This window comes from Lentzea sp. NPDC051213 (assembly GCF_044455585.1).
GTDB lineage: Bacteria > Actinomycetota > Actinomycetes > Mycobacteriales > Pseudonocardiaceae > Lentzea.
Map to the genome: position 1 here is coordinate 660,868 of NZ_JBITEX010000001.1, position 24,018 is coordinate 684,885.

At 69.7% G+C, this 24,018-nt stretch carries 22 protein-coding genes and 1 tRNA gene; 15 read left to right on the plus strand and 8 right to left on the minus strand.

All coding sequences use genetic code 11. The features are described from left to right. Position 1 precedes the first annotated feature (1 nt). The 4 genes from ACIA8G_RS02875 to ACIA8G_RS02890 are packed head-to-tail and all read left to right on the plus strand — an operon-like array spanning position 2 to position 1,999. The gene (locus tag ACIA8G_RS02875) at positions 2–304 is read left to right on the plus strand and encodes a hypothetical protein (protein ID WP_396416540.1); all 303 of its coding nucleotides are present in this window, start codon (positions 2–4) and stop codon (positions 302–304) included. Between the two features lie 11 nt (positions 305–315). Next, the gene (locus ACIA8G_RS02880; protein WP_396416541.1) at positions 316–831 is read left to right on the plus strand and encodes a phosphotransferase; all 516 of its coding nucleotides are present in this window, start codon (positions 316–318) and stop codon (positions 829–831) included. Continuing rightward, on the plus strand, positions 752–1,042 hold the full coding sequence (locus ACIA8G_RS02885) for a hypothetical protein (RefSeq protein ID WP_396417332.1): 291 nt from the start codon (positions 752–754) through the stop codon (positions 1,040–1,042). Before ACIA8G_RS02880 ends, ACIA8G_RS02885 begins: the two co-directional genes overlap by 80 nt. A gap of 24 nt (positions 1,043–1,066) precedes the next feature. Beyond that, the gene (locus ACIA8G_RS02890; protein ID WP_396416542.1) at positions 1,067–1,999 is read left to right on the plus strand and encodes a glycoside hydrolase family 6 protein; all 933 of its coding nucleotides are present in this window, start codon (positions 1,067–1,069) and stop codon (positions 1,997–1,999) included. A gap of 49 nt (positions 2,000–2,048) precedes the next feature. Here ACIA8G_RS02890 and ACIA8G_RS02895 read toward each other — a convergent pair whose 3' ends face one another. Continuing rightward, complete coding sequence (locus ACIA8G_RS02895; RefSeq protein WP_319971939.1) at positions 2,049–2,243, minus strand: PspC domain-containing protein; 195 nt, start codon at positions 2,241–2,243, stop codon at positions 2,049–2,051. A 133-nt stretch (positions 2,244–2,376) separates the two neighbouring features. On the opposite strand from ACIA8G_RS02895, the gene ACIA8G_RS02900 reads away from it, so the two are divergent. Then, positions 2,377–3,639 (plus strand): hypothetical protein, encoded by a 1,263-nt coding sequence (locus ACIA8G_RS02900; protein WP_396416543.1) that lies wholly within the window; start codon positions 2,377–2,379, stop codon positions 3,637–3,639. Here ACIA8G_RS02900 and ACIA8G_RS02905 read toward each other — a convergent pair. Next, positions 3,543–4,148: a TetR/AcrR family transcriptional regulator gene (locus ACIA8G_RS02905; protein WP_396416544.1), complete on the minus strand. Its 606-nt coding sequence runs from the start codon at positions 4,146–4,148 to the stop codon at positions 3,543–3,545. The genes ACIA8G_RS02900 and ACIA8G_RS02905 overlap by 97 nt on opposite strands. Positions 4,149–4,383: 235 nt before the next feature. Between ACIA8G_RS02905 and lnt the strand changes: the two genes are divergently transcribed. The 3 genes from lnt (at position 4,384) to ACIA8G_RS02920 (ending at position 7,054) form a co-directional block, all read left to right on the plus strand. Next, positions 4,384–5,931 carry an apolipoprotein N-acyltransferase gene (gene lnt, locus ACIA8G_RS02910; RefSeq protein ID WP_396416545.1) on the plus strand — a complete coding sequence of 516 codons (1,548 nt, stop codon included), beginning with the start codon at positions 4,384–4,386 and terminating at the stop codon, positions 5,929–5,931. Then, entirely contained in the window at positions 5,915–6,682 is a 768-nt protein-coding gene (locus tag ACIA8G_RS02915; protein ID WP_396416546.1) for a polyprenol monophosphomannose synthase, read from the plus strand. Before lnt ends, ACIA8G_RS02915 begins: the two co-directional genes overlap by 17 nt. 90 nt (positions 6,683–6,772) lie before the next feature. Beyond that, positions 6,773–7,054, plus strand: a complete 282-nt coding sequence (locus tag ACIA8G_RS02920; RefSeq protein ID WP_396416547.1) for a hypothetical protein — start codon at positions 6,773–6,775, stop codon at positions 7,052–7,054. Here the strand turns inward: ACIA8G_RS02920 and ACIA8G_RS02925 are convergent. Beyond that, positions 7,047–7,325, minus strand: coding sequence for a hypothetical protein (locus ACIA8G_RS02925; protein WP_396416548.1), 279 nt, complete (start codon positions 7,323–7,325; stop codon positions 7,047–7,049). The genes ACIA8G_RS02920 and ACIA8G_RS02925 overlap by 8 nt on opposite strands. 69 nt (positions 7,326–7,394) lie before the next feature. Next, the gene (locus ACIA8G_RS02930) at positions 7,395–9,971 is read right to left on the minus strand and encodes an ATP-binding protein (RefSeq protein WP_396416549.1); all 2,577 of its coding nucleotides are present in this window, start codon (positions 9,969–9,971) and stop codon (positions 7,395–7,397) included. A gap of 133 nt (positions 9,972–10,104) precedes the next feature. Here ACIA8G_RS02930 and ACIA8G_RS02935 point away from each other — a divergent pair. The 5 genes from ACIA8G_RS02935 (at position 10,105) to ACIA8G_RS02955 (ending at position 18,490) form a co-directional block, all read left to right on the plus strand. Then, positions 10,105–10,184 (plus strand) — tRNA-Tyr (locus ACIA8G_RS02935). Positions 10,185–10,429: 245 nt separating this feature from the next. After that, positions 10,430–10,921: a Gmad2 immunoglobulin-like domain-containing protein gene (locus ACIA8G_RS02940; RefSeq protein ID WP_396416550.1), complete on the plus strand. Its 492-nt coding sequence runs from the start codon at positions 10,430–10,432 to the stop codon at positions 10,919–10,921. Between the two features lie 7 nt (positions 10,922–10,928). Next, entirely contained in the window at positions 10,929–12,155 is a 1,227-nt protein-coding gene (locus tag ACIA8G_RS02945) for an MFS transporter (protein WP_396416551.1), read from the plus strand. 160 nt (positions 12,156–12,315) lie between these two features. Next, positions 12,316–17,784, plus strand: coding sequence for a carboxyl transferase domain-containing protein (locus tag ACIA8G_RS02950; protein WP_396416552.1), 5,469 nt, complete (start codon positions 12,316–12,318; stop codon positions 17,782–17,784). A 49-nt stretch (positions 17,785–17,833) separates the two neighbouring features. Beyond that, positions 17,834–18,490 carry a DUF2625 family protein gene (locus ACIA8G_RS02955; RefSeq protein ID WP_396416553.1) on the plus strand — a complete coding sequence of 219 codons (657 nt, stop codon included), beginning with the start codon at positions 17,834–17,836 and terminating at the stop codon, positions 18,488–18,490. Here ACIA8G_RS02955 and ACIA8G_RS02960 read toward each other — a convergent pair whose 3' ends face one another. After that, entirely contained in the window at positions 18,491–19,363 is an 873-nt protein-coding gene (locus ACIA8G_RS02960) for a 5'-nucleotidase (protein WP_396416554.1), read from the minus strand. It lies immediately after the preceding gene. A 51-nt stretch (positions 19,364–19,414) separates the two neighbouring features. Here ACIA8G_RS02960 and ACIA8G_RS02965 point away from each other — a divergent pair, with 51 nt between their 5' ends. Then, positions 19,415–19,729, plus strand: coding sequence for a DMT family transporter (locus ACIA8G_RS02965; protein ID WP_396416555.1), 315 nt, complete (start codon positions 19,415–19,417; stop codon positions 19,727–19,729). A 43-nt stretch (positions 19,730–19,772) separates the two neighbouring features. Further along, on the plus strand, positions 19,773–20,129 hold the full coding sequence (locus ACIA8G_RS02970) for a DMT family transporter (RefSeq protein WP_396417300.1): 357 nt from the start codon (positions 19,773–19,775) through the stop codon (positions 20,127–20,129). On the opposite strand, the gene ACIA8G_RS02975 is transcribed toward ACIA8G_RS02970, so the two are convergent. The 3 genes from ACIA8G_RS02975 to ACIA8G_RS02985 all read right to left on the minus strand — a co-directional run bounded on the left by ACIA8G_RS02975 (position 20,022) and on the right by ACIA8G_RS02985 (position 23,939). Continuing rightward, entirely contained in the window at positions 20,022–21,359 is a 1,338-nt protein-coding gene (locus ACIA8G_RS02975) for a glycosyl hydrolase family 18 protein (protein WP_396416556.1), read from the minus strand. The two genes, ACIA8G_RS02970 and ACIA8G_RS02975, sit on opposite strands and share 108 nt — an antisense overlap. Positions 21,360–21,474: 115 nt before the next feature. Beyond that, positions 21,475–22,212 (minus strand): SDR family NAD(P)-dependent oxidoreductase, encoded by a 738-nt coding sequence (locus tag ACIA8G_RS02980; protein ID WP_396416557.1) that lies wholly within the window; start codon positions 22,210–22,212, stop codon positions 21,475–21,477. Next, entirely contained in the window at positions 22,209–23,939 is a 1,731-nt protein-coding gene (locus ACIA8G_RS02985; RefSeq protein WP_396416558.1) for a serine/threonine-protein kinase, read from the minus strand. Before ACIA8G_RS02985 ends, ACIA8G_RS02980 begins: the two co-directional genes overlap by 4 nt. Positions 23,940–24,018 lie beyond the last annotated feature (79 nt).

Here is a 24,018-nt window from a genome sequence, read left to right on the forward strand (position 1 = left end):
GATGGACAGCGCGGAGCTGATCGAGCGGCTGCGCCGGGAGGGCGGCTTCCGGCTGTTACCGCTGCTGGGCAACACCGGGCAGGTCGCCGGCGTGCACCTGTCCCGGTTCCTGCCCGGCGGGCATCTCGAAGTGGTCCAGGCGTGGGATGAGCGGTGGGCGGCCTACGCGCGGCTGCCCGACTCGCTCGACGCCGCGGCGCCGTTCGCGGGGCCGGGTGGCGGGATCACCCGCAGCGGGTTGTTCGGGCGGGTGGTCGCGCCGCTGCTGCCGTTGCAGTCCGGGATCGTCGGTGGTGCCGAGTAGGTTGGGTTCCGATGGTCGAGGAACCGTTGCGGGGTGGCTTCATCAACAGTGTCGTCCGGGTCGGCGACACGGTGCGACGCGGCCTTGGAGCTCGTGCCGAGTTCGTCCATCAGCTGTTGCGCCACTTCGAGCAGCACGGCTGGACGGGCGCTCCGAGGTTGCTCGGCGTGGACGAGCACGGCCGTGAGGTGCTGACGTTCCTGGACGGCCACGTCGCCTGGCAGTCCCCGACGGATCGGGTCAGTTCGGCCGAGAGCCTGGCGCAGGTCGCCCGGCTCGTTCGCCGGTTCCACGACCTGACGGCGGGAACGCCGCTGGCCGGTGACCAGGAAGTGGTCTGTCACAACGACTTGTCGCCCAAGAACACGGTGTATCGCGACGCTGCCGGTCGCCTTCCTCGACTGGGACGGCGCCGCGTCGGGTGCTCGTGTCCACGATGTCGCGCACATGTGCTGGCAGTACCTGGATCTCGGCCCGGCGGTGGACGATCTCGCCGCGACGGCGCAGCGGCTGCGCTTGATGTGTGACGCCTATGGCTTCGCCGATCGCGGCAGGGTGGTGGAGACCGTCCTGTGGTGGCAGGACCGCTGCTGGCGCGGCATGGAGGCCGGTGCGGCGGCGGGGGACTCGGCGATGGTGCGTCTGTGCGACTCGGGTGCCGCCCGGTCCGTGCGCGCCGCGTACGAATGGGTTGGTGCGCACCGGGTCGCGTTGACGTCCGGACTTACCGCCCCTTAAGCGCACAGCGCGAACGTGCTGGTCATGATGAGAGCACTAGCGCTGGCCCTCCTGGCTGTCGTGGCAACCGCACCCGCCGCGCACGCCGCAAGCCCGATCAGCCTGACCAACGGCTTCTACGTCGACCCGGACTCCAACCCCGCCGTCTGGGTGCGTGACCACGCCGGTGACGGCAGGCAGGCCGCGATCAAGGCGAACATCTCGGCCAAGCCGATCGCCCGCTGGTTCGGCAACTGGAGCGGCGACATCAAGACCGCCGTCAGCGGCTACGTGGCCAAGACCAGCACCAAACTTCCCGTCCTGGTCGCCTACAACATCCCCGGCCGCGACGCGTGCGGCGGCCACTCCGGCGGCGGCGCCGGCACGCCGGAGGCCTACCGCGCCTGGATCTCCGCCTTCGCCACCGCCATCGGCTCACGTCCCGCGGTCGTGATCGTCGAGCCCGACTCGCTGGCCGACTTCGGCTGCATGGACGCCGCCAAGATCGCCGAACGCACGGCGATGATCAAGTACGCCACCGAGCAGTTCAAGGCCAAGGCGCCCAACACGTGGGCCTACCTCGACGCCGGCAACGCGCAGTGGGTGCCGGCTCCGGCGATGGCCTCGCGGTTGGACTCGGCCGGTGTGCGCAACGTCCGCGGCTTCTCGATCAACGTGTCGAACTACCACACCACGGCGGCCTCGACCTCGTACGGCAACGCCGTCAGCGGCGCACTTCCCGGCTACACCAAGCCGTACGTGATCGACACCAGCCGCAACGGCAACGGCCACAACGGACAGTGGTGCAACCCCGGCGGCCGCAAGCTCGGCACGCCCGCGCGCACCGGTGGTGGCGCGGAGATGTTGTTGTGGGTCAAGGTGCCCGGCGACTCGGACGGCCGCTGCGGCAAGGCGCCGAACGTGGACGCCGGCAAGTTCGACCCGCAACTCGCCTATGACCTCGTGTACGGCCACTGAGTGACCCGGCTTGCACCGGCGACGCCTCCATGTCGCCGGTGCCGCCTCATCAGTAGCCGCGGTCGGGCATGATCACCCAGAGCACGAGGTAGACGACGAACTGCGGTCCGGGCAGAAGGCAGGACAACACGAAGAGAAGGCGCACCGTGCTCGCCTTCATCCCCCAGCGCTGGGCGAGCCCCGCGCAGACACCCGCGATCATCCGGTTGGTCCTGGGCCTGCTCAAAGCAACTGTCGTGGTCATATACCCACAATGCGCCTGTTGGTCCAGATGTTGCATCGGGGATGAACCCTGAATTCACCCGGACGTGTTACAGCGCGTAACCCTGAGGCTCTGACCTGCGACAGCACGGTTACCCGAACCTTGGGGAGCCGAGATGAGCGTTGGATTTCTCGTCGACACGGTTTTCATCGCGGTGTACGTGCCGCTGCTGTGGCACGCCTGGCGGTGGCTCCGGGTGAAAGAAGAGACCGGGCCGCCGTCACCGCTGCGCAGCATCACGCTCGCGGAGAGTCCGTATCCGCGAGCGGTGCCGATCGTCGTGCTGGCGGTCGCGCACCTCACCGGCAACCCCGTGGGCTTCGGAGCGCTCGGGCTGCTCACCCTGGTGGCCGCGGAGTCGGCGTGGCGCAACCGCCAGCGCTGGGTGCGGGCGCACCTGTGGGCGTTGGGGCGCCTCAGGGTTCCGGCGGCGGTGGTGTTGCTGGTCGGGGTGATGCTGCTGTTCGGCGACACGAGGTCGCTGCGGCAGCCCGGGGTGGGGCTGGCGATGTGGCTGGCGGCCGTCGCGGTGGGAGCGAGCGTCTGGTTCGTCATGCGGCGGCTCGTGCTGACGTCGTGGCCGCAGAAGACGTGGCGCAGCGCGCGGCCCGAGGTGGGGTCGTTGATCAGGCTCGCCCTGTGCGTCCTGGTCGGCGCCGTCGGCTGGGTCTACGGGCCGCGGCAGTTGACCGGGTACGCGGTCGTGCTCGGCGTCGTCGTGTTCCTCGGGCTGGTGTGGGTGGTCTGGGAGCAGGGCGACAGCGAGGCCGCGCGGAGCAAGATCGGTGAGGCGGAGCGCACCAGGGCCAGGGTGGCGATGCGGCCGGGGCCGGAGCTGCGGCCGGCGGTGATGCGGGTCGCGCGTGGGCTCGCGGTGACGCCGTTGCTCGTGCTCGGACTCGCCTACCTGCCGATCGTGTACGAGCCCGACGGGCAGGGTGCGCTGACGGCGATGCGGGTGCTCGTGCTCACGTGCGTCGCGGTGCTGTTCGGCAGCTGGCTCATGGCCCGGTCGGCGAAGGAGCCCTGGCACACGCCCCACCACTGGTGGTTCACGGCGGCGCTCGTCGTGCTGGCCGGCACGAGCCTGATCACCGTGGGCGTGATCGGGCGGACGTTGCCACTGGCGGTGCTGTTCCTGATGTTCGCGGGGTTGCTGCTGAGCGAGGCGCAGCGGTTCGCGGAGACCGTGCCGGTGCCGAAGGGGTTGCTGTTCCTGGGTTTCACCCGCACGCCGGTGGTCTTGCTGCTGGTGCTCTGCGTGGCGGCCGGCGGGCTGAGCTACCCGACGGACGCGGTGGAGAGCTGGTCGACGAACCTCAGGCAGGTCGTGCGCATGGCGTCCACGGTCATGGCCTTCGAGCCGGCCAGCACCTGAAGCGCGAGGCCGTCGAGCATGCTGACCATCATGTTCGCCAGCTCGACCGGATCACCTGACGACAGGATGTCGCCGGACTCCTGGCCGTCGCGGAAGATGCTCGCCACGATGTCGCGCCACTCGCCGTAGAAGCGCTCGTTCAGCTCCTGCAGCTCGGGGCTGCGGATGGCCTCGACCCACAGCTCGGCCCAGACCTTCCAGGCCTCGACCGTCTCGGCGCCTTCCGGCAGGTACGACTCGACGACCATGCGCAGGCGCGAGAGCGGGGGCTCGTCGGACTCGAGGATCCAGCGGCGGCGCGAGACCGACAGCTCGAAGCAGTGCTCGAACGCGGCGTCGGTGAGCTCGCGCTTGGTCTCGAAGTAGTAGTGCACGGTGCCGCCGGAGACACCGGCGTCCTTGGCCACGTCGGAGACCCGGAGGTGGCGGAAGCCCTCAGCCGCGATCACCTTGCAGGTGGACGCGAGGATCTGCGCCTTGCGTTCGGCTTCCACGCTTGGACGGGGCATCCGTCACCTCCTGATTACCTCGAACCTTACCGAAACAGGGAGTGAAGCTTGCGCTTGTCGACCTTTCCCACCCAGGGCAAAGGGGGCTGAAGCGCGATCGTGACGCCTCCGAGCTGAGAAAGCTCACCCGGTTCGGCGATGACCGAAGCGTGACGAGGAAGTCGTCAAGCAGGCGTGAGCAGGCAACGACGCAGGCCTACGTCCTGCGTACGCCGACGCCTCGTAGGCTGATCGGGTGGTCGCACCCCCCATTGCGCCGGAATCGCCGGAATCGCCCGCTCGCCGACGGCGGCTGAGCCGTCCGGTCCTGGCGCGCACGGCACTCGCCATCACCGGTGGCGTGCTGATCTACCTGAGCTTCCCGCCGCGGCCGCTGTGGTTCCTGGCGCCGCTCGGGTTCGCGCTGCTGGCCGCCGTGATCCACGAGCGGCGCGCGCGGGCCGGGTTCGGCTACGGGCTGCTCTTCGGGCTCGGGTTCATGGTGCCGTTGCTGCGCTGGACCGGGGAGTTCGTCGGGCTGGTCGCGTGGCTGCCGCTGGCGCTGGCCTGCGCGTTGATGATCTCGATCGGCACGACCGCGATGGCGTTCATCTCGCGGGTGCCGGGGTGGCCGCTGTGGGCGGCGTGCCTGTGGGTCGCGGACGAGGCGCTGCGAGGCGTGTTCCCGTTCGGCGGGTTCACCTGGGGCAAGATCGCGTTCGGGCAGCCGGAGGGCTGGTTCCTGCCGCTCGCGTCGCTGGGCGGGGCGCCGCTGCTGTCGTTCGCGGTGGCGCTGACCGGGTTCGGGCTGTTCTGGCTGGTGAAGAACTGGAAGCTCGGCCTGCCGCTGTTCGTGGTGCCGCTGGTGGCCGGGTTCGCGGTGCCCGTCGGGGTGGACGCGTCCGCCGGCACCGTCACCGTGGCGGCGATCCAGGGCAACGTGCCGCGCGCGGGGCTCGACTTCAACTCGCAGCGCCGGGCCGTGCTCGACAACCATGCCAAGAGGACGATGGAGCTCGCCGCCGCGGTCGGGCGGGGCGAGGCCAAGCAGCCGGACATCGTGATCTGGCCGGAGAACTCGTCCGACATCGATCCATTCCGGAACGTCGACGCCTCCGCCGTGATCAGCGCGGCGGCGAAGGCGATCAAGGCGCCGATCGCGGTGGGGGCCGTGGTCGTCGACCGGGGCGACGGGCTGCCGCGCAACACCGTCGTGCTGTGGGACCCGGAGAAGGGGCCGACGGACACCTACACCAAGCGCAAGCTGCAGCCGTTCGGCGAGACGATGCCGCTGCGGTCGTTCTTCCGGCTGTTCACGTCCACGGTGGACCGCGCGGGGGTGTTCCAGCCTGGTTCGGACCCGGACGGTTTCGTCATGGGGCCCGCGAAGGTCGCGATTGACACATGTTACGAAGTGGCGTTCGACTCAGTGGTCCGCGACACGGTGACGGCCGGCGCGACGATCATCGCGATCCCGACGAACAACGCCACGTTCGGCTACACGGAGATGACCTACCAGCAGCTTTCCATGTCAAGGGTGCGTGCGGTGGAGCACGGCAGGGCAGTGGTCGTGGCCGCCACTTCGGGGGTGAGCGCCATCGTCGAACCTGACGGTTCCGTCACTCAGAAGACTGGCCTTTTCGTGCCCGACGCCCTGGTCGCGACACTGCCGCTGAGGTCACAGACTACGCTGGCGACTTGGCTAGGAGCCTGGCCCGAGTGGGTGCTGACCGCTGCGGGCCTAGTGGCGTTGGCGCTGGGCTTCACCCGACGACGGAAGGACTCGAATGGCGCAGCAGCCTGACCAGGAACTCGGGCAGGTGCTGGTGGTGATCCCGACGTACAACGAACGGGACAACATCGGAAAGATCGTCAAGAGACTGCACACGGCACTGCCCGAAGTGCACGTGCTGGTGGTCGACGACGGCAGCCCCGATGGCACCGGCCAGCTCGCCGACGAGATGGCGGCCGCCGACGACCGCGTCCACGTCATGCACCGCACCGAGAAGGCCGGGCTGGGCGCCGCGTACGTCGCGGGCTTCCAGTGGGCGCTGGACCGCAACTACGGCGTCATCTGCGAGATGGACGCCGACGGCTCGCACGCTCCCGAGCAGCTGCACCGCCTCCTGGACGCACTGCCGCAGGCCGACCTCGTGCTGGGCTCGCGCTGGGTGCCGGGCGGCGAGGTCGTGAACTGGCCGGCGAAGCGCAAGTTCCTGTCGCTGGGCGGCTCGCTGTACTCGCGGCTGGCGCTGGGCGCGAACATCCGCGACATGACGGGCGGCTACCGGGCGTTCCGCGCGGACACCCTGCGCAAGCTGAACCTCGTCTCGGTCGCGTCGGCCGGCTACTGCTTCCAGATCGACCTGCTGTGGCGCACGCTGGAGCTGGGTTTCCGCGTCCGCGAGGTGCCGATCACGTTCCTGGAGCGCGAGTTCGGCGAGTCGAAGATGAGCGGCAACATCGTCCGCGAGGCACTGATCCGCGTGACGAAGTGGGGCCTGCGCCGCCGTGGCAACCAGGTCAAGGACCTGTTCACCGGCAAGAAGAAGTAGCGCTGCTGACGAATGGCCCCGGCGTGGCGCCGGGGCCATTCGCATGTCCGGCGGTTGTGACGGCAACTATCGGCCCGCAGCCTTGTTCGCATGGGCCTCGCCGACCGGATGATCCGCCTGCTCTGGGCGGTCGGCGGCGAGGACGTGGCGGCACGGGTGCTGCGCGCGCACTGGCGGTTGCTGCCGACGGACGATCCCGCGGGCCGGGCGTTGCGGTCGCGGCTGGTGGACGCGTTGCGGGCCGAGGCGCCCGGCCGGGACGCGGAGATCCGGGAAGCGGTGCTGGTGGACGAGCTGGCCCTGCTCGAACCCGCCGAACGGGCCAGGCCGAGCAGGGCCACGATCCTCGGGATAGTGCGGGCGCTCAGCTGAGAGCGGGCACGAACTCCCGCAGCACCTCCATGCCGACCGTCTCGGGCGCCCCCGACGGCTCCGGCCCGAGCACGCGGGCCAGGATCGGGCCGAGCACCTCGCGGAAGAAGCGGTCGGCGTGGTCCTTCGACTCCCAGACGGCGATGATCCGGAACTCGCCGTCGGCCTGGCAGACGTAGCGGGCCCGCAGGCCCTCGGGGGTGAGCGACCCCGTCAACTCGTCGAGCTTCTCGAGCGACCGGGTGGGCGGCGTTGCGATGGTGAGCCACATGATGGTCCTCCTCCGTGGGTGTCCCCTGAACTCCGTGGGTGTCCCTGAACGGTAGGAAGAACGCGCTGGTCAGCCATCCGCCGGAGTACTCGATGAGGTACTCATCCACGCCGCGATCTGGCTGCGGGTGCGGAAGCCGAGCTTGGTGAGGATGTGCTGGACGTGGTTCTGGGCGGTGCGCTCGGAGATCACGAGCCGGCCCGCGATCTCGCGGTTGGTGAGGCCCTCGGCGACGAGGCTGGCGACCTCGTGTTCGCGGCTGCTCAGGTCGACCGTCGTGAACGCGGTCATGCCCAGGGTGCGGATGGCGCGGTCGGCGGCGCGCTGGACGGCGTCGGCGTCCTGGCCCAGCGCGCGCAACGCGGCGGCGAGGTACCAGCGGGCCTCGGCGGCGAACGCGGGGGCGCCCGCCTGGGAGGCCTCGGCGACGGCGGTGGTGAGGTCGACGGCGGCCTGGCGGACGTCGCCCAGGGCGAGGTGGCCGCGGCCCAGCGCCAGTGACACCGGGCCCATGTACGCGACGCCGTTGCCGGCCGCGTGCGCGCCGCGGAACTCGGCGAGGCGGGGGAGGATCACGCCGAGGTCGTCCAGCAGGCCCAGGCCCGACGTCACCAGCACGCTGTCGACCAGGCCCGGCAGCACGAAGAACGCCGGCAGGTCCCACTCGGCGATCGGGCCTGCGCGGTGGTACCACTCCAGCGCCTCGTCGCGGAAACCCGCGCGCAGCAACAGGAACGCCCGCGTCAGCTTCGACATCAGGCGGAACCTCGGTGGCGAGTCGTGGAAGTGGCGGGCGAGCGTGAGGCCGTCCTCGGTCACGCCGAGGTGGTTCGCGAGGCCGCACTGCAGGGCGAAGTAGGCGCCGGACGCGGGTTCGTGCTCGATGACGCGCATGCGGTCGTAGGCGCGCCGGCCGACCTCCTGCGCCTGCGCGAACCGGCCCTGCGCCTGGGCCAGGCACGCGGTCACGACCTCGAGGTGCCACAACGCCGCCTGGCCGCCGACGCGGTCGCAGGCGAGCGCCAGCGCGGGCAGTTCCTCCTGGGCGGCCGCGAGTTCGCCGCTCTCGATCAGCGCGTGGATCCGCCACTGCTCGCCCCACATCGCCCCGCGCGGACTGCGGACGCGGTGGGCGAGTTCGATCATCTGCGTGGCCAGCGCCAGGCGTTCGGCACGGCCGGAAGGCCCGGGGCAGGCCTCCTGACGGGCGTGCAGCGCCTCAGCGAGGGCGCGGTCGTCGCCGCAGCGGCGGGCCAGGTCGAGTGCCTCGCGGCTCAGGCCGTCCAGGCGGTGCTGCTCGCCGCGGTAGAACGCGAGGTGGCTGCGCTGGGCGAGCAGCCGGGCGCGGGTGGCGGTGCTGGTCGGCTGGCGAAGTGCGTTGTCGCACAACGGGGTCGCCACCGCGTTCACGCCGGCGCCCGGCGCGGCCTCCAGCACGAGCGCGGCCTCGGCGATCTGCTCGGGAGTCGACGCCAGGTCGGCGGCGCGCTCGGCGGCCTGGACGCAGCCCGGCAGGTCGCCCGCGAAGTACGCCGCTTTCCCCAGTCGTACCTGGATTTCGCAGCTGTCCTCAATGGACGCCGCCGCGCGGTAGAGCCGCACGCCCTCCTCGTAAGCGAGCCGGGTGACCGCGTCCTCGGCGGCGCGGATCGTCCACGTGCGGGCGGTTTCCGTTTCACCGCAAGCACTCCAGTGCCGGGCTATGTCGGCGTAGTGCCCAGCACCTGAGGCCACCATCTCCTCGGCGATCCTGCGGTGCAGGGTGCGGCGCTCAGCGGTGGTCAGCGAGGCGTCCACGGCGTCACGGGTCAGCGCGTGCACGAACCGGTGCCCGGTCGCGTCGATCAGCGTGGCTGCCTGGTCCAGCGCGCTGATCGGCACCCCGGACGCCGCGGCGGTGAGGTCGGGGTCGAAGTCGCGGCCGATCAGCGCGGCGGTCCTGACGAGCGCCGCGGCGTCGGGTGCGAGCCGGTCGAGCCGTGCGGTCACGATGTCCCGGACACTGCGCGGCGGTTGGTCCGGGCGCCAGGTGCCGTCCTGCACCGCGCGGGCGATCTCCGTGACGAACAACGGGTTTCCGCTGGTCAGTGCGGCAACGGTGGCGGCGTGCTCGACACCGACCAGCTCGGCGACCTCGTCGGCCGACAGTCCCCGCAGGTCGATGCGCCGGGCGGAGCGCATGAGGTCGGCGACCGCGGGGCAAGGGTCGCGGAAGGTGGCGAACATCAGGACGTTTCGCAGCCGCACGGCCAGATGGGAGAGCACGAGCAGTGACGCCGCGTCGGCCCAGTGCACGTCCTCGACGACGATCACCAGGCCGTCCCGGTCGAGCGCGGTCGCGATCGCGTCGAACACCCGGAACCGGTCCTGCGGCACCTCGGCGTCGTGGGCCAGCACGACGTCCGGGTCGGCGCCCGCCGCTGTCAGCACCTGCCGCCACGGCCAGAACGCCGGCGCGCCTTCGGTCTCGACGCAGTGCCCCCACACGACCTCGCGGTCCAGCGCGAGGGCGTGCCCGGCCAGTTCCTGGGCCAGCCGGGTCTTGCCGATGCCCGGTTCGCCGCCGCACAGCACCAGTCCGCCGGTCTCCGCCGCCAGCCACGACCGCATCGCTGCCAGTTCACGGCTGCGCCCGACCACCCTCACGACCTGGATATCGCCCTCGTGCCGGACCGTGTTTCGCGAATACGCCGAAATTCAGTTGATCGAAGTAGGGAGGCAACGTCATGATATTCACATCGACGCTGGTCAGAAGCGTGACAAATTGAATTCTGGCAATGGTGGAGATGGGGCTGTGGAGCCCCGCCCGTCTGTAAAACGGGAGCTCGCGCGAAGGCGGTTCGACTCCGCCCTCCACCACTGGGGCCTGTATCGAAGTCTGGTCCGCGATAGCCGGGCCTGAGGCGGCCCCTGGCGGCACGGCCGAACGGCCCACATACAACACCGGTATGCGGGCCGTTCGGCCGCACCGCCAGGAACCACCTCAAGCGCGACTCTCATCGAACCAGACTTCGATACAGGCCCCAGCCGTTGCGCCACCGGGGTGACCCTGGGCAACGTCCACCCGCCGCCCCACGACTACCTGGGTGGAAGGGGGAAGTCCCATGTCGATCGATGTCCAGCAGCCACGTCCGCTCGGCCTCGTCGGGGGCCGGGTGCAACTCGCCGGCACCGCGGGCGGGGCGTTCGAGGCGCAGTTCAACTACCGGATCCACGAAGGACACGACGAGGTCGTCGGCGGTTTCCAGGCCGGTGACGGGGTCGGTGGCCACGGGCAGTTCCAGGTGAGCGTCGACGTGTCCGGTGCGGCGTTCGCGCTCGACCGGTTGTTCGTCGAGGTGTTCTGGGTGTCGCCCCAGAACGGCGCGGAACTCGACAAGATCATCGTGCCCGTCGTGTACGGGCCGCGGATCGTGCCGGGCTACCGCGTCTACCAGGAGTACACGATCAAGCCCGGCGACACGTTGTGGTCGATCGCCACGCACTTCTACGGCTCCGGCAACCTCTACACGCGACTGGTGCGGGCGAACCCGCACGTCATCACCGACCCCAACGTGATCAACCCGGGGAGCGTGATCCGCGTTCCGCAATCCTGACCCCGCGTTGAGGACGCTGTGGTCGGACCGGGAGTTCGTCAAGCTCTGGCTCGCCAGGTTGATCTCCACGGCCGGTTCCGCGGTGTCGGGCGTCGCGCTGCCCGTCCTCATGTACTCGCTCACCGGCAGCGCCCTGTACACGGGTGCGCTCGCGGCTCTCACCGCCGCGCCCTACCTCGTGTTCGGGCTGCTCGCGGGAGCGCTCGTCGACCGCATGCACCGGCGCACGGTCATGGTCGTCACCGACCTCGCCAGTGCCGTGCTCCTCGCGAGCGTGCCCGTGGCGGGCGCGTTCGACGCGCTGACCCCGCTGCACCTCCTCGTCGTGGCGGGCGGGGTGGCGAGCGTCACCGTGTGGTTCGACGCTGCCAACTTCGGGGCCGTGCCCGCGCTCGTCGGCAGCGGCAACCTCGTGCGGGCCAACAGCGCGATCTGGTCGGCGAGCACCGCGGTGTACATCGCGGCACCGTCGGCCGCCGGAGTGCTGATCGCCGTCATCGGGCCGGCCGGGACGATGTCGCTCGACGCGGTCAGCTTCGCGGCGTCGGCGGCGTTGGTCCGAATGATCCAGCGGCCCCTGAACGAAGCAAGAGAGCCTCGAATCTCGCTCAAAGCGGACATCCGGGAAGGGCTCGAGTTCCTGTGGAGGGAACCCACAGTCCGGCTCTTCACCGCCTTGGGGATCGGTCAGGCGATCGCGGGTGGCGCGGTGTCCGGGTTGCTGGTGGTCTACGCGTTCCGGGTGTTCGCCGTGCCGCAGAACGACGCCAGGATCGGGGTGCTGTTCAGCGCGCTGGCGGTCGGGTCGTTCGCCGCGGCGGTCGTCATGCCCAGGATCAGCGACGTCTGCTCGCCCCGGCTGGTGACGACGATCGGGCTCTCCGCCGGGGTCGGCGTGATGGGGGTGCTGATCGGGGTGCACCAGTGGTGGACGGCCGTCATCAGCACCGCCCTGTGGGGTCTGACCTCGACGATCGTGATCGTCAACGGCATCACGGTCCGCCAGCTCGTCACGCCCGACCGGTTGCAGGGGAGGGTCAACCTGGTGGGGCGGATGGTGACCTTCGGGGTCGGGCAGCCGATCGGGGCGCTGGCCGGGGGAGTGCTCGCCGACGAGCTCTCCGTCCGGTCCGCCCTGGTGATCACGTCGTCACCGCTCGTGCTCGCGGCGGTCATCGGCTGGTCGCAGATGGACAAGCGAAGCAGCCGTGAGTTGGGACACGGACTCAAGTGATTCTGTGCCGGGGACCTGGCGGGTTGTTGGTTTCATACAAACACTGCTGCTCAACTCGCTTCGATCTAGCGGTTTTCCTACCGGGTAGTAGACGAGAGTGTGTACTTCGATTGGGCGGCGACAGCCGCCGAGGTCGTAATGTCCGCGAGGAGCCAAGTCGTTGTTCAGTCGTGTAGCGATCGTCAACCGCGGGGAAGCCGCTATGCGGCTGATCCACGCCGTCCGTGAGCTCGCCGCCGAGTCAGGGGAACGGATCGAGACCGTCGCCCTGTACACCGATGTCGACAAGTCGGCGCCCTTCGTCAGGGAAGCCGATCTCGCCTACAACCTCGGCCTGGCGGCCGATCGTCCGTACCTCAACCTCGAGGTGCTGGAGAAGGCACTCGTCGAGACGAAGGCCGATGCCGCGTGGGTCGGCTGGGGCTTCGTCGCCGAGATCCCCGAGTTCGCCGAACTGTGCGAGAAGGTCGGCGTCACCTTCGTCGGTCCGTCCGCCGAGGCCATGCGCAAACTCGGCGACAAGATCGGCTCGAAGCTGATCGCCGAGGAGGTCGGCGTTCCCGTCGCGCCGTGGAGCCGCGGCGCCGTCGAGAACCTCGAGCACGCGCTGAAGGTGGCCGAGGAGGTGACCTACCCGTTGATGCTGAAGGCGACCGCCGGTGGTGGTGGCCGAGGCATCCGCAAGATCACCTCGCCCGAGGAGATGGAAGAGAACTTCGAGCGCACCAGCCTGGAGGCCGCGCGCGCGTTCGGCTCCGGCGTGATGTTCCTGGAGCGCCTGGTCACCGGCGCACGGCACGTCGAGGTGCAGGTCATCTCCGACGGCCAGGGCACGGCGTGGGCGCTCGGCGTCCGCGACTGCTCGGTGCAGCGGCGCAACCAGAAGATCATCGAGGAGTCGGCCTCCTGCGTGCTGGAACAGCACCAGGTCGACGAGCTGAAGGCCTCGGCCGAGCGCCTCGCGAACGCGGTGGGCTACCGCGGCGCGTGCACCGTCGAGTTCCTCTACCACCCCGGTGAGAAGCTCTTCGCGTTCCTCGAGGTCAACACCCGCCTGCAGGTCGAGCACCCGATCACCGAGATCACCACGAGCTTCGACCTGGTCAAGGCCCAGCTGCACGTCGCTGGCGGCGGCAAGCTCGAGGGCGCCAAGCCGGTCGAGCTCGGCCACGCGGTCGAGGCCCGCCTGAACGCCGAGGACCCGGACCGCGACTTCGCGCCGTGCCCCGGCACGATCGTTCGTCTGGAGCTGCCCGCCGGTCCCGGTATCCGGGTCGACACCGGTGTGGCCGAGGGCTCGCAGATCCCCGCCGACTTCGACTCGATGATCGCGAAGATCATCGCGTACGGCCGCGACCGCGACGAGGCGCTGGGCAAGCTGCGCCGCGCCATGGCCGAGACGACCGTGATCATCGAAGGCGGCACGACCAACAAGAGCTTCGTGCTCGACCTGCTGGACGAGCCGGCCGTGATCGACGGCTCGGCCGACACCAGCTGGATCGACCGCGTCCGCGCCGACGGCGGCCTGATCTCGCACCGCCACTCGGCGATCGCGCTGGCGGCCGCGGGCATCGAGGTCTACGAGGACGAGGAGCAGATCAACCGCACCGAGCTGCTCGCGTCCTCGCGCGGCGGCCAGCCGCGCACCAACCACGAGGGCGCGGTCAAGCTGGAGTTCGTGCTGCGCGGCCAGCCCTACCTGGTCACCGTCGCGCGCATCGGCGCCGCCAAGTACCGCGTGGGTGTCTCCGCGGCCGACTCCGACGTCGTGCTCAGCGGTGACGTCGACGTCGAGCGGTTCGACCACCACGTCGGCCAGGTCACCGTGAACGGCACCCGGTTCCGCGTCGTCACCGGCACGCACGGCGTGGTCCACCAGGTCGAGGTCGACGGCGTCACCCACCGCGTGACCCGCGACGAGGGCGGCGTGCTGCGCTCGCCGATGCCCGCGCTGGTCGTCGCCACCCCGCTGGCGGTCGGTGCCGAGGTCGAGGCCGGCGCACCGGTGCTGGTCCTCGAGGCGATGAAGATGGAGACGGTGCTGCGCGCGCCGTTCCGCGCCCGGCTGAAGGAGCTCAACGTCGTCGTCGGCACCCAGGTGCCCGCCGGTGGTGCGTTGCTGAAGCTGGAGGAGATCGAGGACTCGGCGGACGCCGCCGAGGAGACCTCGAAGTCCGAGTCCACCGTGGAACTGGAGCTGCCTGCCGCGCCGGCCGGCGTCCAGGCCGAGAAGCTCGTCTCCCGCTGTCTCGACGACCTGCGGGCCCTGCTGCTGGGCTTCGACACGACCGCCGCCGACACCGAGCGCGTGCTCGCGAACTACATGGGCGCGCGGCACGACCTGATGGAGCGGCCGCTGGTCGAGGAGGCGAAGCTGCTCGGCATCTTCGCCGACCTGTGCGACCTCTCCCGCAACCGCCCCGCCGGTGAGGACAGCAAGCCGGAGAACCACATCCACTCTCCGCGCGAGCACTTCCACACCTACCTGAAGACGCTGGACGCGGACCGAGCCGCGCTGCCGGAGGGCTTCCGCGCCCGCCTGCAGAACGTGATCGGCCACTACGGCATCACCGAGCTCGACCGCACGCCGGAGCTGGAGCAGGCCGTCTTCCGCATCTTCGTGGCGCTGCGCCGCGGTGTGTTCGACGCGGCCGTCGCGACGACCCTGCTGCGCCAGTGGGTGCAGGAGGCGCCGCCGGTCGAGTCCGAGCAGGTGCAGATCGGCCTCGTGCTGGAGCACATCGTCGCCGCGACGCAGGTCCGCTACCCCGCGGTGGCAGACCTGGCCCGCAGCGTCGTGTTCACCTGGTTCGCGCAGCCGCTGGTGCGCCGCAACCGCGCCCGCGTGCACAGCGAGGTCCGCAAGCACCTGATCCACCTGGACGCCCAGCCCCAGGCCGCCGACCGCGAAGAGCGGATCGCCGCCATGGTGGCCTCGGCCGAACCGCTGGTGCGCCTGCTCGGCCAGCGCATCGGCAAGCCCGGCGCGGACAACACCCCGCTGCTCGAGGTCCTGGCCCGGCGCTACTACACCAAGAAGGCGCTGGAGAACGCGCGGGTGAGCGGCGCGTTCTTCATCGCGGAGAACGAGCCGGAGCGGACCCGCCTGGTCAGCACCGCCGTCGAGTTCCCCGCGCTGTCGGCCGCGATCGGTGACGTGGTGAACCACGCCAACGGCGGCTCCGTCGTCGCGGACCTCTACGTCAACTGGACCGACGGTCCGTCCGACCAGGACGAGATGGCCGCCGGCCTGGGCGCGGCACTGGCCGCGCACCAGCTGCCGCCGACGATCACCCGCATCACCACCACGGTGGCGGGCCGTCGCGGCGAGTCGATGCACCACCACTTCACGTTCCGCCCGTCCTCCAACGGGTTCGCCGAGGAGAGGCTGGTGCGCGGGCTCCACCCGCGCATCGCCGAACGCATGCAGCTGGAGCGGCTGCGGGAGTTCGACCTCACCCGGCTGCCCTCCGTGGACGAGGACGTCTACCTGTTCCGCGCGGTGGCCAAGGCCAACAAGTCCGACGAGCGTCTCGTGGCACTGGGCCAGGTCCGCGACCTGACCCCGTTGCGCGACGACGACGGCCGGATCGTGGCCATGCCCGCCGCCGAGGACGTGCTGGCGACCTGCCTGGACGGCATCCGCCGGGCCCGTGCGCAGGCCGGTGGCCGGACTCGCCTGGCCACGAACCGGGTCGTGCTCTACGCGTGGCCGCCCACCGACCTGTCCTCGACGGACCTGGACGCGGTCGCGTCGCGCGTGCTGCCCACGACCACGGGCCTGGACCTGGAGGAGGTCCTGTTCCTGGCGCGCCGCAAGGACGCGGTGTCCGGCGAGCTCACCGACATCGGTGTGCGCATCGCCAACGACGCCGGTTCGGGCGTGCGGTTCTCGTTCGTGCAGCCGCCGACCGACCCGATCCAGCCGCTCGACGACTACCGCCAGAACGTCCTGCGGGCCCAGTCGCGCGGCACGATCTACCCGTACGAGCTGGTCGACATGCTCGTCGGCGACGGTGGGTCCTTTGTGGAGCACGACCTCGTCGACGGCGCCCTGGTGCCGGTGGACCGCCCGCGTGGCGGCAACAAGGCGGGCATCGTCGTCGGTGTGGTGACGACGCCGACCGCGGCGTACCCCGAGGGCATGAAGCGCGTGGTCCTGCTGGGCGACCCGACCAAGTCGCTGGGCGCGCTGGCCGAGCCCGAGTGCTCCCGCGTGATCCACGCGCTGGACCTGGCTTCCTCGCTTTCCGTTCCGCTGGAATGGTTCTCGCTGTCGTCCGGCGCGAAGATCTCGATGAGCTCCGGTGTCGAGAACATGGACTGGGTGGCCGCGGCGCTGAAGCGGATCGTCGAGTTCACGCAGGCCGGTGGCGAGATCAACATCGTGGTCAACGGCATCAACGTCGGCGCCCAGCCGTACTGGAACGCCGAGGCCACGATGCTCATGCACACCAAGGGCATCCTGGTCATGACCCCGGACTCGGCGATGGTGCTGACCGGAAAGCAGGCGCTGGACTTCTCCGGCGGTGTCTCGGCCGAGGACAACTACGGCATCGGCGGCTACGACCGCGTCATGGGCCCGAACGGCCAGGCGCAGTACTGGGCACCGAACCTGCGTTCCGCCTTCGACGTCCTGCTGGCCCACTACGAGCACAGCTACATCGCTCCCGGTGAGGCCGGCCCGCGCCGGGTCGCCTCGTCCGACCCGGTTTCGCGTGACGTGTCGTCGTTCCCGCACGTGGTCGGCGACAGCCCGTTCACGACGGTCGGCGAGATCTTCTCGGTCGAGTCGAACCCGGACCGCAAGAAGCCGTTCGACATCCGCACGGTCATGCGCGCGCTGTCCGACCAGGACCACGAGGTGCTGGAGCGCTGGGCGGGCATGGCCGAGGCCGACACCGCGGTCGTGCAGGACGTGCACCTGGGCGGCATCCCGGTGACGCTGCTGGGCATCGAGTCGCGCGGTGTGGCCCGCACCGGCTTCCCGCCCACCGACGGCCCGGACACCTACACCGCAGGCACGCTGTTCCCGAAGTCGTCGAAGAAGGCGGCCCGCGCGATCAACGCGGCCTCGGGCAACCGCCCGTTGGTGGTGCTGGCGAACCTGTCCGGGTTCGACGGCTCGCCGGAGTCGATGCGGGAACTGCAGCTGGAGTACGGCGCGGAGATCGGCCGCGCGATCGTGAACTTCAGTGGTCCCATCGTGTTCTGCGTGATCTCGCGGTACCACGGCGGCGCGTTCGTGGTCTTCTCGAAGGCCCTGAACCCGTCGATGACCGTGCTCGCGGTCGAGGGCTCCTACGCCTCGGTCATCGGCGGCGCGCCCGCCGCGGCCGTGGTGTTCGCTCGTGAGGTCGACGGCCGTACGGCCAACGACCCGCGGGTGAAGAAGCTGGAGACCTCGGTGGCTGAGGCCTCCGGTGCGGAGCGTGCTGCTCTGACCGCCGAGCTGGCTGCTACGCGGCAGTCGGTGCGGACGGAGAAGCTGAACGAGATGGCTGCCGAGTTCGACCGGGTGCACAGCGTGCAGCGGGCGGTCGAGGTCGGGTCGGTCGATGCGATCATCTCGGCTGCGGAGTTGCGGCCGGCGATCATCAAGGCGATCGAGGACGGTCTTGCTCGCTAGTAGCTAGGGTTGAGCCCGGTCACCGTTGGGGTGGCCGGGCTTTTCTCTTTTGGGGGAGATTGTGCGGGGCATCGCCGAGTTGGTCGAGGTGGACGATCCCGGGTGGCCGGTCGTGACGGACGCCATCGGCGCCGGTGGTACCGAATGCGTTGTGTTGCCGCCGGATTTGGAGCGGTGCCGTGCCACGTTGCTGCAGCTGCAGGTGACCGCGCGGTCGTTGCTCGGTGCGGTGGTGCTGAACAGCGGCGGGCTGGTGCTGCACCACGGCTGGTTGCGGGTGTACGGCGGGTCTGGTGGGGAGCTGCCGAGTCTGGCCGAGGTCAACGGGTTTCCGGCTCAGTTCGATCCCGCCTGGGCGCCGCAGGCTCGGCTCGTGGTGGCGCACGACGTGCTGGGCGGTGTGTTCACCTTGGACGGTTCCGGTGAGGTCGTGTACTTCGGGCCGGACACGCTGGAACAGGTGGGCCTGGGAGGTGGCCACAGCCAGTGGCTGTTGTGGCTGCTGGACGGCGGAGCCGAGACGTTCTACGCCGAGCTGTTCTGGCCTTCCTGGCAGGAGGAGGTGGCCGAACTCGGCCTGCGGGACGGGATCTCGATGTATCCGCCGCTCTGGTCGAAGGAAGGCCGCGAGAACATCGCGGGCACCAGCCGCAAGGCAGTACCGATGCGTGAGCTCCACTCGCTGCACCTGGGCGGCGAGGCCTGATCACTCGTTAGACACCCCGAACGGAATGTGCACGCACGGCACAGTCTGAACCAGATGCCGCCGCTGATCATCAAAAAAGATGTGCGGCCGCAACACATCCAGGATAGGCGCCTTCTGCAGCCCACCCAGGAAGAACGCGTCGTTGACCGTGAGCCCCCAAGCCTGGAGACTGTTGATCGCCCGCTCATGAGCCGGCGCAGACCGAGCCGTGACCACCGAAACCCGGATCCGATCCTCGGCCAGCCGCTGAATCCGGTTGATCCCGGCGAGAAAGTTCCGCAACGGCCCAGGATCAAGCGGCGACACCACGTTGGTCGCCTCGTGCTGCTGGAACTCATCAAGCCCACCGGTCTGATAAACCCGCTCAGCCGCGTCATCGGCCAGCACCCCGTCGAAGTCGAACGCGATCCGCAACGCCGGATCCTCGTCATCCTGAAAGGACGACGCGAGAACCTGCCCGGCAGGCAAGCCAGCAGAAGTCGCCTTGCGGACGTCGTTCTCGTTGGCGGACAAGAAGAGCGACATGTTCAAGGCGGGCATGAACTCGTGCGGCGCGCGACCCTGGGTGAAGATCGCGCGGGTGATCGCGAGGGAGTGGTGGGCGGCCGAGCGGAGGATGCGCAGGCCGGTGTCGGGGGAGTTGCGCGACAGCACGATGACCTCGACCAGTGGTCCCAAGGAGTTCAGCCGCAGCAGCCTGCGGATGAACGGGAACGCGACCCCCGGCGCGAAGGGTTCGGAGAGGTGCGCCGACTGGTACTCGCGGTAGGCCTGCTCGCCCGACGCGTGGAAGACGGCGTCGGACTGCGTCAGGTCGAACAGCGCGCTCGACGCGATGCCTACGACCAGCAGGTTTTCGAGGCTGGGGGCCATGTGTCCTAGATCGTAGCGGCGCCGTCGAGCGTTTCTGGTACGGTCGTACCAATGTACTGGGTTGTGCTGGTGCTGTCCGGGGTGCTGGAGGCGGTGTGGGCCACGGCGCTCGCGGCGTCGAACGGGTTTCGCCGGCCGTGGCCGGTGGTGGTGTTCGCCGTGTCGATGACGTTGAGCGTCGTCGGTCTCGCGTGGGCGATGCGGGGGATCCCGGTCGGCACGGCGTACGCGGTGTGGGTCGGCGTGGGTGCCGTGCTCACGGTGCTCGTCGCGGTGGCGCGGCGCGAGGAGGAGCTCGGTGTCCCGAGGGCGCTGCTGCTCGCCGCGTTGGTCGGCTGCGTCGCGGGCCTGAAGGTGGTGAGCTGACGTGCACTGGGTCGTGTTGCTGGCCAGCGCCGTGCTCGAAGCGGTGTGGGCGACCGCGTTGTCCGAAGGTGCCTACGCGCTGTTCGTCGTGGCCGCGACGGTGAGCATGATCGGGCTTTCGGTTGGCATGAAACGGATTGCGGTCGGGACCGCGTACGCCGTGTGGGTGGGCGCCGGGGCGGCCCTGACCGTGACGTGGGCGATGATCACCGGCGGGGAAGCGGTCTCCGTCTGGAAGATCGTGTTCCTCACCGGGATCATCGCCTGCGTCATCGGGCTGAAGTTCCTGAAATCAGCTGTTGTGCGTCCAGCGCTGGTTGGCGCTGCCGGCGCAGTCCCAGAGCTGGAGCCTGGTGCCGTCGTTCGAGCTCGGCCCGGTGGCGTCGAGACATCTTCCTGATCCCACGTTGCGCAGCTGGCCGTTGGCCTCCGCGGTCCACTGCTGGTTGCCCGCGCCGGTGCAGTCCCAGATTCGGGTGACCGCGCCGTTGGCCGTGCCGGACGCGTCGAGGCACTTGCCCAAGGCGCGCAACGTGCTTCCGTTACGCGTCCACTGCTGGGCGTTGGTGCCGTTGCACGTCCAGAGCTGCACCGCCGTGCCGTTGGCGGAGTTCGCACCCGCCACGTCGACGCACTTGCCGCCGAAGCCGGTGATCGTGCCGCCGAGGGGCGGGTTCGGGTTGCCGTTGCCGGCGGCTTCCCAGATGGCGTTGAGCAGGCTGGTGCTGCCGGTCGTGTCCTGGGACAGCTCCCAGTTCATGATGCCGCCCGCGTTGGACAGCGCCCACGTCGTCTTGCGTTTGATCGTGGGGATGCCGTTGTAGGAGTTGCCGTTGTAGCTGTCGCGGTTGGCGTTGGCCGGGTCCTGCGCGACGAGGTCGCGGTAGGCGATGTAGGTCGGCCGGCTGTAGAACGGCACACCGAGAACGGCCTTGCTGGCAGGCAGTCCGCGGCCCTTCCAGAAGTTGACCGAGTTGATCGACCAGTCGTAGTTCGCGTGCGGGCTGCCGCCGTCGTAGGCCATGATGTTCAGCCAGTCGACGATGCCGAACACGGCCGGCTGCACGCCGTTCGCCGTGCCGCCCTCGCTCACGACTGCGGCCGTGAGCAGCTTGCCGCGGTTGTGCAGCTCGGTGCCCAGCTGCTGCATCATCGCGGTGTAGTTGTTCGCCGACGCACCCGGATCCGGGTACTCCCAGTCCATGTCAACGCCGTCGAGGTTGTACTGGTTGACGAGGTTGATCAGGCTGTTGACGAACGTCGTGCGCGAGCCGGCGTTGCCGGCCATCTGCTCGAACGCGGAGTCGTTGCCGTCGTTCCAGCCGCCGATCGCGATCGAGACCTTGACGCCGTTCTGGTGGCCGAGGCTCACCAGTTGCTGCAGCTTGCCGGGGTCGGGAACGCCCTGGAGCGTCCCGTTGCCGTTCGGCAGCACGAACGAGTAGTTGATGTGGGTCAGCTTGCTGTACTGGATCGAGGTGACGCTGCCGGACCACGACGGCATGTAGCCGACGCTCTTGAATCCGGGGGGATAGGCGGCCTGCGCTGCAGGCGCCAGGACAGTCAGGGTCGCCGCGGCGGCGGCCAGCGCTAAGCCGGCGGTGCCGAGGCGTGATCGTAGTGAACGCATTGCAGGGGTTGCCTTCCACTTTCGTCGAGCGCCCATCTGCGACGGTAGTGGTCTAGACCGGTAGCCGGGAAGATCAACTAAGGACCGGAACCAGTTCCGGTCGCTCGGCTGGGAATCAGCGGAGGTAGGAGGCCCCGTTGAGGTCGATGATCGTGCCGCTGGCCCACACGGCCTCAGGCTGCGCGAGCCACGCGACGGCGGCGGCGATGTCCTCGGGCTCGCCTACCCGGTTGAACGGGCTCTGCGCCCGGATGGCGTCGCCCTCCGCACTCGCGAGGAAGTCCGTGACCATGTCGGTGCGGACGAAGCCCGGCGCGACACCGGCGACCGCGATTCCTTTGGGTGCAAGCGATTGCGCCAGCGACTGGGTCATCGCGTGCAGCCCGGCCTTCGCCGCGCCGTACGCAGGGGCGTCGGGCTCGCCCCGGTAGGCACCGCGCGAACCGACGTTGATGATCCTGCCGCCGTCGGTCATGTGCCGGACCGCGTGCCAGGCGAGGTCGGCGGGGCCGAACAGGTTGAGCTCGATGGTGCTGCGCCAGGCGTCCTGCCACTCCGCGAAGCTGGTCGTGAGGATGGGGTGGAAGAAGTAGACGCCCGCGTTGTTGACCAGCACGTCCAGGCCGCCGAGCTGCTCGACGGTGTCGTTGACGATCTGCTCGGCCTGGTTCGCGCCGAGGTCGCCCTGGACCGTCGTGTGGCCCTCGCCGGGCAGGTTGTTCGCCACTTCCTCGGCCTTGTCCGGGGCCGACCGGTAGTGGACGGCGACCTGGTGGCCGCTCGTCGCGAGTGCGTGGGCGATGGCGGTACCGATGCCGCGTGAGGCGCCGGTGACAAGTGCACGTCGGGTCATGCCTGAGTATCGATCATCCACTTGCCGTTCTGCTGCACGAAGGTGAACGTGAGCCGCTCAGTGGTGTTGACGGTGTTGCCCTGCATGTAGGTGAGCGTCACGGTGATCACGTTGTCGCCCTGAGGTGCGAAGTCCGAGAGCTGCACCGAGCTGTACCTGCTCCACCACGACTGGTAGTCCTGGAAGCTCTGCGCTCGTGCGGCCTTGAACTTGTCGGTGAGCGTGGCGTAGCCGGCCTCGAGGTTGCCGGGGATCAGCGCGTAGTACGCCGTGATCGCCTCCTGGGCGTTCTTCGGCCCTGCGGGAGGTGACTGGCTCGGCGGGTTCTGCGAGTTGGTCTGGGGGTTGGTCTGCGGCGGCGTCGAGTTCTCCGTCGGCTGCTGCGGCTGGGTCTGGGACTCCGTCTGCTGCTGGGACTGGCCCGTGGTCTGGGTGGAGGTGCCGGTGGCCGACGCGGTGTTCGAGTTCGACTGGTTGTTGTTCGTGCCGCCGCCCTTGGGCCACAGCAGGAACGAGCCGACGCCCACGGCCAGCACGAGGATGACGATCGCGATGGGGACCAGCGGGAACTTGCGTCGGTTCTCCTCCGGCTGGGGCTCTGGGGCGGCCGGAGGGGGAGTCACGGGCGGCGGGGCGGGCTGCTCCGGCGCTGCTTCCTCCACAGCTGCCGGTGCGGGCTCAACGGCCGGTGCCGGTTCAACGGGCGGAGCGGGCTCAACAGCCGGTGCGGGCGGCGTGGTCAGTCCGGCCGACTCGGCCTGCGCCGCCGCGGCGACCAGACCGGCTGCGGCAGCACCAGCGGCGGCCTTCTCCGCGGTCTCCTTCTGCTTGGCCTTCTCCTCGGGCTGCGCCTCCGCCGGCAGCTCGACCGTCGCCGGGATGACCGCCGTCGCCTCCGACACCTGCGGCGACTCGTTCACCACGGCGGCCAGCAGGTGGACGGCCTCCTCCATGGTGGGGCGCCGGTCAGGTTCGGTGGAGAGCAGGCGGAACAGCACGGGGGACAGGAGCGGTCCCGCGTTGGCCGGCGGCATGATCGAACCGCTGGCCACGCGGTGCAGCATCGCGATGTGGTTGTCGGCGGTGCCGAACGGCGGGCCGCCCTCGACGGCGTTGTAGAGCGTGGCGCCCAGCGAGAAGACGTCGGAGGGGAAACCGGCGTCGTCGCCGCGAGCGACCTCGGGGGAGAAGAAGGCGGGCGTGCCGACGGTGCCGGTCGCGGTGGCGGTGCCGTCGTCGGCGGCACGGGAGATGCCGAAGTCGGTGATCTTGACTTCCTGGTCGCCGATCAGGACGTTGCCGGGCTTCACGTCGCGGTGCTGGATGCCGTGACGGTGGGCGGCGGCCAGCGCGGCGGCGGTGTAGCAGCCGATGCGGGCGACCTCGCGGGCCGGCAGGGTGCCCTGTTCGGTGATCATTGCGGCGAGGCTGCGGGACGGCAGGTACTCCATGATCAGCCAGGGCCGGCCGCCCTCGTCCACGACGTCGTAGACGCGGATGGCGTTCGGGTGTTCGAGACGGGCTGCCAGCCGGGCCTCGCGCATGGCCCGCGACTTGGCGCGCTCGACCTTGGCGTCGTCCTGCCCGTCGAGTGCGAGCAGCTCCTTGGCCGCGACCACCCGGTGAAGTTGCTCGTCATAGGCCTGCCAGACGACCCCCATCGCGCCCTGGCCGACCTTCTGCCGCAACCTGTATCGGCTCCCGATGAGCCGATTGATCTCCTCCACGCCCGCGCTCCCGTCACCTTTACTCACTCACAAGTGTGACGGTTGTGGCGTTCTTGATTGACCATAACCCCACATGGGG